This window comes from Arthrobacter sp. UYP4, assembly GCF_057291175.1.
This window is the reverse complement of the sequence record NZ_JBXAVU010000001.1, coordinates 1,592,449-1,604,371: the sequence shown is the minus strand read 5'-3', so window position 1 is coordinate 1,604,371 and position 11,923 is coordinate 1,592,449. Positions and strand designations below refer to the sequence as shown.

13 protein-coding genes are annotated in these 11,923 nt (G+C 70.7%); 11 read left to right on the top strand and 2 right to left on the bottom strand.

The annotated features are described in order from the left end of the window. Nucleotides 1-32 precede the first annotated feature (32 nt). Genes AC0Z9V_RS07560 through paaZ form a run of 4 tightly spaced genes read left to right on the top strand, consistent with a single transcriptional unit; the run spans nucleotide 33 to nucleotide 5,021 of the window. A complete protein-coding gene (locus AC0Z9V_RS07560; protein ID WP_485141151.1) occupies nucleotides 33-1,241 on the top strand; it encodes an acetyl-CoA C-acyltransferase in 1,209 nt (402 codons plus the stop codon). After that, a complete protein-coding gene (locus tag AC0Z9V_RS07555) occupies nucleotides 1,241-1,981 on the top strand; it encodes an enoyl-CoA hydratase/isomerase family protein (protein ID WP_485141150.1) in 741 nt (246 codons plus the stop codon). Before AC0Z9V_RS07560 ends, AC0Z9V_RS07555 begins: the two co-directional genes overlap by 1 nt. Continuing rightward, on the top strand, nucleotides 1,978-2,919 hold the full coding sequence (locus tag AC0Z9V_RS07550) for a 3-hydroxyacyl-CoA dehydrogenase family protein (protein ID WP_485141149.1): 942 nt from the start codon (nucleotides 1,978-1,980) through the stop codon (nucleotides 2,917-2,919). The genes AC0Z9V_RS07555 and AC0Z9V_RS07550 overlap by 4 nt, the downstream gene beginning before the upstream one ends. A 14-nt stretch (nucleotides 2,920-2,933) precedes the next feature. Beyond that, on the top strand, nucleotides 2,934-5,021 hold the full coding sequence (gene paaZ, locus AC0Z9V_RS07545) for a phenylacetic acid degradation bifunctional protein PaaZ (protein ID WP_485141148.1): 2,088 nt from the start codon (nucleotides 2,934-2,936) through the stop codon (nucleotides 5,019-5,021). Between the two features lie 99 nt (nucleotides 5,022-5,120). Here paaZ and AC0Z9V_RS07540 read toward each other — a convergent pair whose 3' ends face one another. Further along, a complete protein-coding gene (locus AC0Z9V_RS07540; protein WP_485141147.1) occupies nucleotides 5,121-5,930 on the bottom strand; it encodes a type IV toxin-antitoxin system AbiEi family antitoxin domain-containing protein in 810 nt (269 codons plus the stop codon). A gap of 350 nt (nucleotides 5,931-6,280) precedes the next feature. Then, nucleotides 6,281-6,892 carry a TetR/AcrR family transcriptional regulator gene (locus tag AC0Z9V_RS07535; protein ID WP_133081138.1) on the bottom strand — a complete coding sequence of 204 codons (612 nt, stop codon included), beginning with the start codon at nucleotides 6,890-6,892 and terminating at the stop codon, nucleotides 6,281-6,283. A gap of 134 nt (nucleotides 6,893-7,026) precedes the next feature. Between AC0Z9V_RS07535 and AC0Z9V_RS07530 the strand changes: the two genes are divergently transcribed. The 7 genes from AC0Z9V_RS07530 (at nucleotide 7,027) to paaE (ending at nucleotide 11,888) form a co-directional block, all read left to right on the top strand. After that, nucleotides 7,027-7,482 carry a helicase associated domain-containing protein gene (locus AC0Z9V_RS07530; protein WP_485141146.1) on the top strand — a complete coding sequence of 152 codons (456 nt, stop codon included), beginning with the start codon at nucleotides 7,027-7,029 and terminating at the stop codon, nucleotides 7,480-7,482. 139 nt (nucleotides 7,483-7,621) lie between these two features. After that, entirely contained in the window at nucleotides 7,622-8,026 is a 405-nt protein-coding gene (locus AC0Z9V_RS07525) for a DUF7793 family protein (protein ID WP_133081136.1), read from the top strand. A gap of 94 nt (nucleotides 8,027-8,120) precedes the next feature. Next, nucleotides 8,121-9,086, top strand: coding sequence for a 1,2-phenylacetyl-CoA epoxidase subunit PaaA (gene paaA, locus AC0Z9V_RS07520; RefSeq protein WP_459288072.1), 966 nt, complete (start codon nucleotides 8,121-8,123; stop codon nucleotides 9,084-9,086). Next, nucleotides 9,087-9,434 (top strand): 1,2-phenylacetyl-CoA epoxidase subunit PaaB, encoded by a 348-nt coding sequence (paaB, locus tag AC0Z9V_RS07515; RefSeq protein ID WP_133081134.1) that lies wholly within the window; start codon nucleotides 9,087-9,089, stop codon nucleotides 9,432-9,434. It abuts the gene before it with no gap. Next, complete coding sequence (gene paaC, locus AC0Z9V_RS07510) at nucleotides 9,431-10,255, top strand: 1,2-phenylacetyl-CoA epoxidase subunit PaaC (protein ID WP_485141145.1); 825 nt, start codon at nucleotides 9,431-9,433, stop codon at nucleotides 10,253-10,255. The genes paaB and paaC overlap by 4 nt, the downstream gene beginning before the upstream one ends. Beyond that, nucleotides 10,249-10,758 carry a 1,2-phenylacetyl-CoA epoxidase subunit PaaD gene (paaD, locus tag AC0Z9V_RS07505; RefSeq protein ID WP_485141144.1) on the top strand — a complete coding sequence of 170 codons (510 nt, stop codon included), beginning with the start codon at nucleotides 10,249-10,251 and terminating at the stop codon, nucleotides 10,756-10,758. The genes paaC and paaD overlap by 7 nt, the downstream gene beginning before the upstream one ends. Continuing rightward, nucleotides 10,758-11,888 carry a 1,2-phenylacetyl-CoA epoxidase subunit PaaE gene (gene paaE / locus AC0Z9V_RS07500; protein WP_133081131.1) on the top strand — a complete coding sequence of 377 codons (1,131 nt, stop codon included), beginning with the start codon at nucleotides 10,758-10,760 and terminating at the stop codon, nucleotides 11,886-11,888. Before paaD ends, paaE begins: the two co-directional genes overlap by 1 nt. Nucleotides 11,889-11,923 lie beyond the last annotated feature (35 nt).

The following is an 11,923-nucleotide window of genomic DNA, read 5'->3' as shown; positions in this document are numbered from 1 at the left end:
CCGGCAGGACCACGACGACGAGGGAGACGACCATGGCCGAGGCTTTCCTGGTGGGCGGTGTCCGCACTCCCGTCGGCCGGTACGGCGGAGCCCTCTCCGGCGTCCGCCCGGACGACCTCGCGGCCCTCGTCCTCTCCGCCGTCGTGCAGCGCGCCGGCGTCGACCCCGCCACCGTGGACGAGGTGATCCTCGGCAACGCCAACGGCGCCGGGGAGGAGAACCGCAACGTGGCACGCCTGGCCTCGCTGCTCGCCGGCTACCCCGACAGCGTTCCCGGTATCACCGTCAACAGGCTCTGCGCCTCCGGCCTCTCGGCCATCATCATGGCATCCCACATGGTCCGGGCCGGGGCGGCGGACGTCGTCGTCGCCGGAGGCGTCGAATCCATGAGCCGCGCCCCGTGGGTGATGGAGAAGCCGGACAAGGCCTTCGCCCGGCCCGGCGCCGTCTTCGACACCTCGATCGGCTGGCGCTTCACGAACCCGTTGCTCGCCGCACGGGACAAGGCCACCTACTCGATGCCCGAGACGGCGGAGGAACTCGCGGCCCTGGACCGCATCACGCGCGATGACGCCGATGCGTTCGCCCTGCGCTCCCACCAGCGCGCCCTCGCCGCCATGCAGGCGGGACGATTCGACGACGAGATCGTGCCCGTCCAGATCAACCGCGGCAGGACCTCGTTCTCCATGGACACCGACGAGGGGCCCCGCGAGGACACCACCCTGGAAGTCCTCGCGAAGCTGCGACCCGTCGTCCGGCCGGACGGCATCGTCACGGCCGGGAACTCGAGTTCGCTCAACGACGGCGCCTCCGCCGTCGTCGTCGCCTCCGAAGCGGCCGTGGAGCGCTACGGCCTGACGCCGCGTGCGCGCATCCTCGAGGGCGCGTCCGCGGGCGTCCCGCCGGAGGTCATGGGGATCGGGCCGGTCCCGGCCACGCACAGGGTGCTCGAACGCACGGGCCTGTCCATCGCCGACCTCGGCGCCGTCGAACTCAACGAGGCGTTCGCCACGCAGTCGCTCGCCTGCATCCGCCGCCTCGGCCTCGACGAGGAGATCGTCAACCGCGACGGCGGCGCGATCGCCCTCGGCCACCCGCTCGGCTCGTCGGGCGCCCGGATCGCGGTCACGCTGCTCGGCCGGCTCGAGCGCGAACTGTCCGGCCCCGCGCGGCGCCTGGGCCTCGCGACGATGTGCGTCGGCGTGGGGCAGGGCACGGCCCTGCTCGTGGAGGCCGTCTGATGCCCGCCGCTCTCCGGGTCACCGAGGGGGAGGCGCGGCTCGTCGTCGAACTGCACCGGCCGGAGGTCCGCAATGCGATCGACCGGCAGATGGTCGACGAACTCCACGCCGTCTGCAGTGACCTCGAGCGCACCCCGCGCACGCTCATCCTCCTGGGGTCCGACGGCGTCTTCGCGTCGGGCGCCGACATCGCCGAGCTGCGGGAGCGGCGGCGCGACGATGCCCTCGCAGGGATCAACTCGACGCTCTTCGCGCGGATCGCCGCCCTCCCCATGCCCGTCATCGCCGCCCTCGACGGCTACGCCCTCGGCGGCGGAGCGGAACTCGCCTTCGCCGCCGACTTCCGGCTCGGCACGCCCCGCCTGAGGATCGGCAATCCGGAGACAGGCCTCGGCATCCTCCCGGCTGCCGGCGCGACCTGGCGCCTCAGGGAGCTCGTGGGGGAGCCCCTCGCACTGGAGATCCTCCTGGCCGGTCGCATCCTGACCGCCGAGGAGGCGCTCGACGCGCGGCTCATCACCGCGATCCACGCCCCGGAGGACCTCCTGCCGGCCGCACACGACCTCGCGGACCGGATCGGCCGGCAGGACCCGCTGGCGGTGCGGATCACCAAGAGCGTGTTCCATGCCCCACGGGAGGCCCATCCCCTGATCGATCAGCTGGCGCAGGCCGTCCTGTTCGAATCCGAGGCGAAGTTCGACCGCATGCAGCGGTTCCTGGACCGGAAGAAGGGCTCATGAGCGGATTCCCCACCCGTGTCGGCGTACTCGGTGGCGGGCGGATGGGCGCGGGCATCGCGCACGCCTTCTGCCTCGCCGGGTCCGACGTCGTCGTCGTCGAGCGCGACGAGGAGGCCGCATCGGCCGGGCTCGGGCGCGTGACGCAGGCCCTCGCGCGCAGCGTGGAGCGCGGGACGACGACGGAGGACCTCGACCGGCTGTCCGCACGGATCTCCGTCTCCACCGACTACGCCGCCTTCGCGCCCTGCTCGCTCGTCGTCGAGGCGGTCCCGGAGGACCTCGGCCTGAAGCGGCAGGCGTTGCGGGCGGTCGAGGACGTGCTCGACGGCGCCGCCTGGCTCGCGACGAACACCTCGTCCCTGTCCGTGGACGCGCTCGCGGCCGTGCTGCAGCGGCCCGAGCGGTTCTGCGGACTCCACTTCTTCAACCCGGTCCCGGCGTCGACCCTGATCGAGGTGGTCCTCGGAGCGGCGACGTCAGCGGCGCTCGAAGCGGCCGCGCGGTCCTGGGTGGACGCGCTCGGCAAGACGCCCGTCGTCGTGCGTGACACCCCGGGGTTCGCGAGCTCGCGGCTCGGTGTCGCCATCGCCCTCGAGGCCATGCGGATGCTCGAGGAGGGCGTGGCGACGGCGGAGGACATCGATGCGGCGATGGTCCTCGGCTACAGGCACCCCGTGGGTCCGCTCCGCACCACCGACATCGTGGGACTGGACGTGCGCCTCGGCATCGCGGAGTACCTCGAATCCACGCTCGGTCCACGCTTCGCCCCACCCGCGATCCTGCGCGAGAAGGTGGCGCAGGGCCGGCTCGGACGCAAGAGCGGCCAGGGCTTCTTCGACTGGGACGACGCCCCGCCGCCGCCCGTCCCCCCGACCCGGCAGGACCCGACCCCACAGGAACAGGCCGGCACGCGCCCGGCGTTCCAGCAGCACGAGTGAAAGGCGAGCGGACCATGACAACCGCCCCGGAACGAGTACAGATCGACGTCGTCCCCAGCTTCCTCGAGGACGCCTGGTGGACCCCCGACCGCTCGGCAGCGGAGGGCGACGGCACGGTGGTCCGTGATGCCAGCACGGGCGAGGAACTCGCCGTCGTCAGCACGGCCGGCATCGACACCGCGGCCGCCGTCCGGTTCGCGCGGACCACGGGGCAGGCGGCCCTGGGCCGCCTCACCTTCCACGAGCGCGCACTGAAGCTCAAGGAGCTCGCGCAGCACCTCAATGCGCACCGCGAGCCGCTCTACGAGCTGTCCGCGAAGACCGGAGCCACGAAGGTCGACTCCATGGTGGACATCGACGGCGGCATCGGCGTCCTGTTCACCTTCGGGTCCAAGGGCCGCCGGGAGCTGCCGAACTCCCACGTCATCGTCGACGGCCCGCCCGAGGTGCTGTCCAAGGACGGCTCGTTCCTCGGGACGCACATCCACACGCGCATACCGGGCGTCGCCGTCCAGATCAACGCCTTCAACTTCCCGGTGTGGGGCATGCTCGAGAAGCTCGCTCCCGCGTTCCTCGCCGGTGTGCCGACCATCGTGAAGCCCGCCACACCCACGGGCTTCCTCGCGGCGGCCGTCGTGAAGCTGATCATCGGCTCGGCGATCCTCCCCGAGGGCTCCCTGCAGCTCGTCTCCGGGCCCGCCCGCGACATCCTCGACCACCTCGACTATCGCGACCTCGTGTCCTTCACAGGTTCGGCGTCCACCGCGAACCACCTGAAGTCCCACCCCTCGGTGGCCCGCGGCGGCGTGCGGTTCACGTGCGAGACGGACTCGCTGAATGCGGCCATCCTCGGCCCCGACGCCGTTCCCGGCACCCCCGAGTTCGATGCCTTCGTGAAATCGCTGGTCACCGAGATGACCGTCAAGGCCGGCCAGAAATGCACCAGTATCCGTCGGTCCATCGTGCCCGAGGTCCTCGTCGACGACGTCGTCCGCGCGGCGGGCGATCGCATCCGGTCGCGGGTCACGCTCGGCGACCCGCGCGCCGAAGGGGTCACCATGGGAGCGCTCGCCTCGCTCGAGCAGCTCGAGGGCGTGCACGGCTCGGTGCGGGAACTGCTGGCCTCGGGTGGGGCCGTCGCGTTCGGATCGCTCGACGCGCCGGAGGTGCTGCGTGCCGACAACACCCGGGGCACGGTTCCGGGCGGCGCGTTCATGGAGCCCCTGCTCCTCACCTGGGAGGACGTGGAGGCAGGCGCCCTCCACTCCGTCGAGGCGTTCGGGCCGGTCGCCTCCGTCATCGGCTACGCCGATCTGTCCCATGCCGTGCACCTGGCGGCCCTCGGCTCGGGGTCCCTCGTAGCGACCGTGTGCACCAACGATCCGGCGGTGGCCCAGGAGCTGGTGATGGGCATCGCCGCGCATCACGGTCGCGTGCTGATCCTCAACCGCGAGGACGCCCGGACGTCCACCGGGCACGGCTCGCCCGTGCCGCATCTCGTGCACGGCGGCCCGGGACGGGCGGGCGGCGGTGAGGAACTCGGCGGCATGCGCTCGGTCCTGCACCACATGCAGCGCACGGCGGTGCAGGGATCCCCGAACATGCTCACCGCCATCACGGGGGAGTGGCACACGGGCGCGGACCGCCGGTTCGACGACGTCCACCCGTTCCGCAAGGACCTCGCGGCGCTGCGGATCGGCGACGCCGTGCGCTCTGAGCTCCGCGAGGTGACGCTGGCGGACATCACCGCGTTCGCCGAGACGACAGGTGACACGTTCTACGCCCACACGAACGAGGAAGCGGCGGCCGCCAATCCCTTCTTCCCCGGGATCGTGGCGCACGGCTACCTGCTGCTGTCCTGGGGTGCGGGCCTGTTCGTCGACCCCGCTCCGGGGCCCGTCCTCGCCAACTACGGGCTGGAGAACCTCCGGTTCATCACGCCCGTCGCCGCGGGCGACTCGATCCGGGTGACCCTGACCGCGAAGCGCATCACGCCGCGCGAGACGGACGAGTACGGCGAGGTAGCCTGGGACGCCGTCCTGCAGAACCAGGACGACGAGATCGTGGCGACCTACGACGTCCTGACCCTCGTGCAGAAGTAGCGGCGGGTGGGCCCGTACGGCCGGGCTGACGGCGGGTTCCTCCCACTGATCAGGGCGAGTCGGCGGGCATGGTCGGGCATTCCCACCGAACGGCCCCCATCAGTGGGAGGAACGTGTCGCGAGGGTGGCCCGTACGAGCTGGATGAACGGCCCGGGAGCATCGAAGAGCAGGCTCCGGGTCACGCGGAGGACCGGGACTCCCCGGGTGGTGAGGATGTTCCACCGGCGGCGGTCCTCCTCGAACTCCCGCCGGTCGCTGTGGTGCTGCCGTCCATCGGCCTCGATGCCGAGAACGCCGTCGACGAAGAGATCGAGGCGGCCTACCCCCGGGATGTGCACCTGCGACGAGACCTGGAAGCCGGCCCTGAGGAGGTGGTACCGGGCGACCGTCTCCAGGATCGACTCGGCGTGCGGATCCACCGATCCCACGATCCGGCGAACGGAGCCGGATCTGCGCCCCAGGGCCTGCCCCCGCAGGTCCTCGAGCGACACCGAGCCGCGGACCACGGCGGACTCGACGATGCACAGGGCATCGAGTTCGGGGAGGCAGCGCATCACCTGCAGGCACACCGTGAGGTCGGAGACGGGACGGGCAGCACGATGAACCCGCACCCGGTCACTGTCGATCCCATGCCCGGAGTCGGTTGTGACATGCAGCAGGCGGGGTGGACGAAGCACCCATAGCCCCCGGAGCTGCGCGGCGCTGATGCATCCCAGCTCGCTGCCCAGGGACAGCGCCGTCCGCGCTCCGGCGTCGTGGTCCGGCAGGGCGTAGACGCCACGGGCGACCCGGAGCACGACGCCGTTCCGCACCGCCCTGGTGAGGAGGGCGGCGGAGGCGCCCGCTGCCAGGAGATCGCGTGCTCGCGCGACTCCGCCTGATCGGGCCAGCAGCGCGACGACGTCCATGGCAGCAGCATGATGCCTCGGCCGGGTGCGGCTCTCGTGGTGCGGGTCTATGTGGGCGACACGTGTGCCCACTGATCGGGGTCGATCGGTGGGCATGTTCGGGAACCCCCACCGAACGGAGCCCTTCGGTGGGAGGAACGTGCAGGCAGCAGCGTGGAGCAGGAAGGAGCGGGCAGCAGCGTGGAGCAGGAAGGAGCGAGCAGCAGCGTTGCGAACAGGCAGCAGCGTGTAGCGGGAAGCAGCAGGCAGCAGCGTGTAGCAGGAAGCAGGAAGCAGGAAGCAGGAAGCAGGAAGCAGGAAGCAGGAAGCAGGAAGCAGGAAGGAGCAGGCAGCAGCCAGGGCGCAGCAGGTCAGCGCCGGTGCAGCCCGTCGAACACCATGACGATGACGTCGTCGGCCAGTTTGTCCGCCGAGAGGGGACCGCCCGGCCTGTACCATTCGACGATCGAGTTGATGGTCCCGAAGATGAGGCGCGTGGTGGTCCGTGGGTCGATGTCGCCCCGGATGGATCCCTCGTGGCGGGCGGCGTCGACCAGGCCCGCCACCGTGCGGTCGAAGGTCCGGCGCCGGTCGAGGGCATCCCGTTCCACGTCCGTGTTGCCGCGCAGCCGCAGCAGGAGGGTCACGAAGGGCAGCCGCTCGGTCAGGACGGCGATGGTCCCGCGCAGGACGAACTCCAGGCGCTCGTCCGCCGGGCCCGCACTCGCCCGCGCATCCTCGAGGACCGACTCGAGACCGCCCAGGGCATGGTCCAGGGCCAGCCGCAGGAGGTCGCCCTTCGACGGCACGTGGTGGTAGATGGCGGACTTGCTGATGCCGAGTTCCTCGGCCAGCATCCCCATCGACGTCGCCTCGTACCCGTGGCGGTTGAACGCGGCGACGGCGACCGCCAGGACCGACTGCTGGTCGTAGCCCGGCCGCCCGCGACGGGTAGGGATCGGAGTGGGCCCGGCGACAGTCATACCGCCATTTTTACACGACCGTTCGGTCGGTCCCGCGCCCCCGGACCTGCCGCAGCGCACCAAGAATCACTAGTTTGTCTAATAATGCGTATGCTTACTACGACATCTTGACCCGCCTCCGAGAGGGCGCCTCCGTGCCGACCACATCCTGGGAACTCCGACTGCGAGCGCTCGCAACCTTCCTGGCCCTCGAGGGCCGGGAACCCGCTGTCCGTGCCGCGGTCCCCGGCGAGCATCGGCTCGCGCTCTGGCTCGACGAGCAGCGCAGATCGGCGCATGCGGGTCGGCTTCCCGCTGACCGCACGGAGCAGCTGCGTGCCGCCGGGCTCCTGGCGTCCCCGATGCAGGGCGCGCCGACCAAGGGCGGCGTGGCCTGGCTGAAGATCGCGAGCATCGCTGAATTCCTCGAGGAGGAGGGGCGCCTGCCGTCCCTGGCGGCGCCGAGGTCGGCGGGCGAGAAGCGCCTGGCGGCATGGCTGCACGCGCAGTCGACCGGGGGCACCAGGGATGCGGACGTCGCCGTCGCACTCCGCGCGATCCTCGACGCCGCCGGTGCCGACCGGGCCCCGTCCCTCGCACACGTCGGCTGAATCCCGGGTCCCGCCTCGGCGCCGCCCTTACGCAGAGAGCGGGCCGGTGGTATTTTCGGCTCATCGGCGGCGCGTTCGCGACAGGCTACCCCGACGTCGAGGGGAGCTCCGGGCGGTCTGCGTCGCCCGAGGGAGAACCATGGAGAGCCTGATGGCGGCAGGCGGCAAAGCCACGGTGGCGTTGGTCTCGGACGACCTGCAGCACCTGGAGTGGATCGAGCGAGCGTGCATCACACCCGAGGACGCGTACTCCGTCCTCGCCGCCAGCCGCCGCCTCTCCCGTGGACGCCCCTACGCGATCCTCGTCGACATGACGAACATCGTCGCCCTTCCCCCCGGTGCGCGCGCCGTTTTCAATGCCGAGTCCCTCGTCGTGGCGGCCGCCCTCCTGGGCGACGGGCCCATGGACGAGGTGCTGGCCGCGGGCGCGTGCAGGGCCATCCATCCCACCCGGTACTTCACCTCCGAAGCGAGTGCGCTCGCGTGGCTGCGCGCCTTCCTGGTGGAGGCCGATCTGCCGTTCGCGGACCCCCGGTTCCGTTGACTGCCCCTCGCCGACCTCCCTATACTGAACGAACGGTCGGTAAATAAGCCGGGCGGTCCAGATGAGCGAGGTAGGCACGATGACGGCTACAGCGATGAACGCAGGAACGCACACGGACCACGACGTCGAGGGCGAGAGGCTGTTCAACGACCTCATCGCGCAGGACTCACGCATCGAGCCGCGTGACTGGATGCCGGCCGACTACCGCAAGTCGCTCACCCGCCAGATCTCCCAGCACGCGCACTCCGAGATCATCGGCATGCAGCCGGAGGCGAACTGGATCACGCGCGCACCGTCGCTCAAGCGCAAGGCCGTGCTGATGGCGAAGGTCCAGGACGAGGCGGGTCACGGCCTCTACCTCTACTCGGCCGCCGAGACCCTGGGGACGCCCCGGGACCAGATGACCGAGGACCTCATCGCCGGCAAGGCCCGGTACTCGAGCATCTTCAACTACCCCGTCCTCACCTGGGCCGACATCGGCGCGATCGGATGGCTCGTCGACGGAGCCGCCATCTGCAACCAGGTCCCGCTGTGCCGGGCGTCCTACGGCCCGTACGGCCGGGCGATGGTGCGCATCTGCAAGGAGGAGTCGTTCCACCAGCGGCAGGGGTTCGAGATCCTCCTCGAGCTCGCCAACGGGACCCCCGCCCAGCGGGCGATGGCGCAGGACGCCGTCGACCGCTGGTATGCGCCCTCACTCATGATGTTCGGGCCCCCCGACGAAGATTCGCCCAACTCGCAGAAGTCGATGGAGTGGAACATCAAACGCTTCTCCAACGACGAGCTGCGCTCGCGCTTCGTGGGCATGATGGTCGAGCAGATCAAGGTCCTCGGGCTCGAGCTGCCGGACAAGGACGTGCGCTACGACGAGGAGACGGGGCGCTGGCACCACGGACCCCTCGACTGGAACGAGTTCAAGGAGGTCCTCGCCGGCCGCGGGCCCTGCAACGCGCAGCGCATGGAGCGGCGCCGCGAGGCCCACGAGGAAGGCGCCTGGGTCCGCGAGGCCGCGGCGGCCTACGCGCAGAAGCAGGCCCTGAAGCACGGGAAGGCGGCCTAGATGACCGGCGGATCGACGACGGGCGACGACGGCGCGAAGGCACCGGCGTCGGGCCCGCAGGAGACACGCGCCGCCTGGCCGCTGTGGGAGGTGTTCGTCCGTTCGTCCCGGGGCCTCTCGCATGTCCACGCGGGGTCGCTGCACGCCCCCGACGCCGAGATGGCCGTCCGCAACGCCCGTGACCTCTACACGCGCCGCAACGAGGGCGTCAGCCTGTGGGTGGTCCCGGCGTCGTCCATCATCACCAGCGATCCCGATGCGAAGGACCGTTTCTTCGAGTCACCGCAGGGCAAGGACTACCGCCACGCCACGTACTACACCAAGAGCGAGGGAGTGAAGCACCTGTGAGCGAGGCGAACGCCAGTGCCACGCGCATCACGCCGGGCAACGCACTGCGGCCCGAGGACATCGCGCTCCTGAACACCAAACCCGGCGACGCCGTCGGGCAGTACGCGCTCGGGCTGGGCGACGACGCGCTGATCCTGGCCCAGCGGCTCGGCTGGTGGATCTCCCGGGCACCGGAGCTCGAGGAGGACGTGGCCCTCGCCAACATCGCACTGGACCAGATCGGCCACGCCCGGTCCTTCCTCACCTACGCCGGACGGGCGTGGGACAGGACCGAGGACGACCTCGCGTACTTCCGGCGGGAGCCCGAGTTCCGCTCCGTGCACCTGGTCGAGCAGCCCAACGGGGACTTCGCCCGCACGATCGCCCGGCAGCTCGTCGTCTCGCTCTACCAGTGGGAGCTCTACTCCCGCCTCGTCGACTCGACCGACGCGACGATCGCCGCGATCGCCGCGAAGGCCGTCAAGGAAGTCGACTACCACCGCGACCACAGCATCCAGTGGGTCCTGCGCCTCGCGCTCGGTACCGACGAGTCGCGCCGCCGGATGATCGCCGGCCTCAAGCTCACCTGGCCCTACGTGGACGAACTGTTCGCCGACCACCCCCTGATCGACGAGGTCGACGGCGCGGGGGTCCGCCCGAGCACCCTCCGTGCGCCCTTCGACGCAGCGATCCAGGCGGTCCTCGACGAGGCGGACCTCGAGCGCCCCGCCGTCCCCGGTGCCGTCGGTGGCGGCCGGTCGGGACGCCACAGCGAGCACCTCGGGTACATCCTCGCCGAGATGCAGGTGCTGGCCCGCGAGCATCCTGGTGCGTCGTGGTAGCGCTGGCAGACCTGCGCCGGACCGCTGCCGATGCCGCCGTCTGGGACATCGCGGCCACCATCTGCGACCCGGAGATCCCCGTCCTCACCATCGAGGACCTGGGTGTGCTGAGGGACGCGCACGTCACGGAGACGGGGCAGGCCGTCGTCACCATCACGCCAACCTATTCGGGCTGCCCGGCGATGGATGCCATCCGCGACGACGTGACCACGGCCCTCCGCGCGTCCGGGTACGACGACGTCGCGGTCCGCCTGGTCCTCGCGCCCGCCTGGACCACGGACTGGATGAGCGACGGCGGCAAGGCCAAGCTCGCGGAGTACGGTATCACGCCCCCCACGGGCACGGCGGCAGCCGGTCCCGTGCGGATCGGCCTGAGCGTCAAGTGCCCCCAGTGCTCCTCGTTGAACACGCGCGAGATGACGCGCTTCGGCTCCACGTCCTGCAAGGCCCTGTACGTCTGCAACGACTGCAGGGAACCCTTCGACTACTTCAAGGTGCACTGATGGCCGTTGTCCTCGCCCCCTCGACGAAGCGGCGCAGCGCCTTCTCCAGCCTGACCGTGCGGGAGGTCCGCCGCCTGACGGAGGACGCCGTCGAGGTCACGCTCGACGTCCCGGAAGAACTGCAGGACCGCTACGACTACCTGCCGGGCCAGTACGTGGCCCTTCGCGCGACGCTCGACGTCGACGGCGAACCGAAGGAGGTACGCCGCAGCTACTCGATCTGCGCCGACCCGCGCCCCGGGGAGCTCCGCGTCGCAGTGAAGCGCGATCTCGGCGGGATCTTCTCCACCTGGGTGAACGAGTCCCTGAAGGCGGGGGACACCCTGGAGGTCATGAGTCCGCTCGGACAGTTCACGCCGCGCACCACGCCGGGCCAGGCGGCCGTCTCGCTCGTAGCCGTCGCCGCGGGGTCGGGCATCACCCCGGTGCTCTCGATCGCCCGGTCCATGCTGGCCGCCGGTCCGCACGTCCGGTTCGATCTCATCTACGCGAACCGGGCCGCGATGGACGTCATGTTCCTCGAGGAACTGGCTGACCTGAAGGACCGCTACCCCTCGCGCTTCGCACTGCACCACGTCCTGTCCCGTGAACAGCGCATCTCGCCGCTGCTCACGGGCAGGATCGATGCGGAGAAGCTGGAGAGACTGCTCGGCACCGTCCTTGCTGCCGAACGTGTCGACGAGTGGTTCCTCTGCGGCCCCTTCGAACTCGTGCAGCTGTGCCGCGACTCGCTCGCGGAGCGCGGCGTGCCGGCGGACAGGGTGCGCTTCGAGCTGTTCACCACGGGCGAGCCCACCCGGCCCGAGGGGAGCATCGGACGCCCCGTGGCCCCGGCCGACGCCGGCCAGAACTACAGCATCTCCTTCAACCTCGACGGGCTGAAGGGGAGTGTCCAGAGCCCCACGCACGCGCGCGAGTCCATCCTCAACGCGGCGCTGCGCGTGCGGCCCGACGTGCCGTTCGCCTGTGCGGGCGGGGTCTGCGGGACCTGCCGCGCCAAGGTCGTCGAGGGGACGGTGGAGATGGAGGAGAACTACGCCCTCGAACCCGACGAGGTGGCGAACGGGTTCGTCCTCACCTGCCAGGCACACCCGACCAGCGATTCCGTCTCCGTCGACTACGACGCCTAGGAGGAACCATGCCTGCATCACCGACCACGACGCCG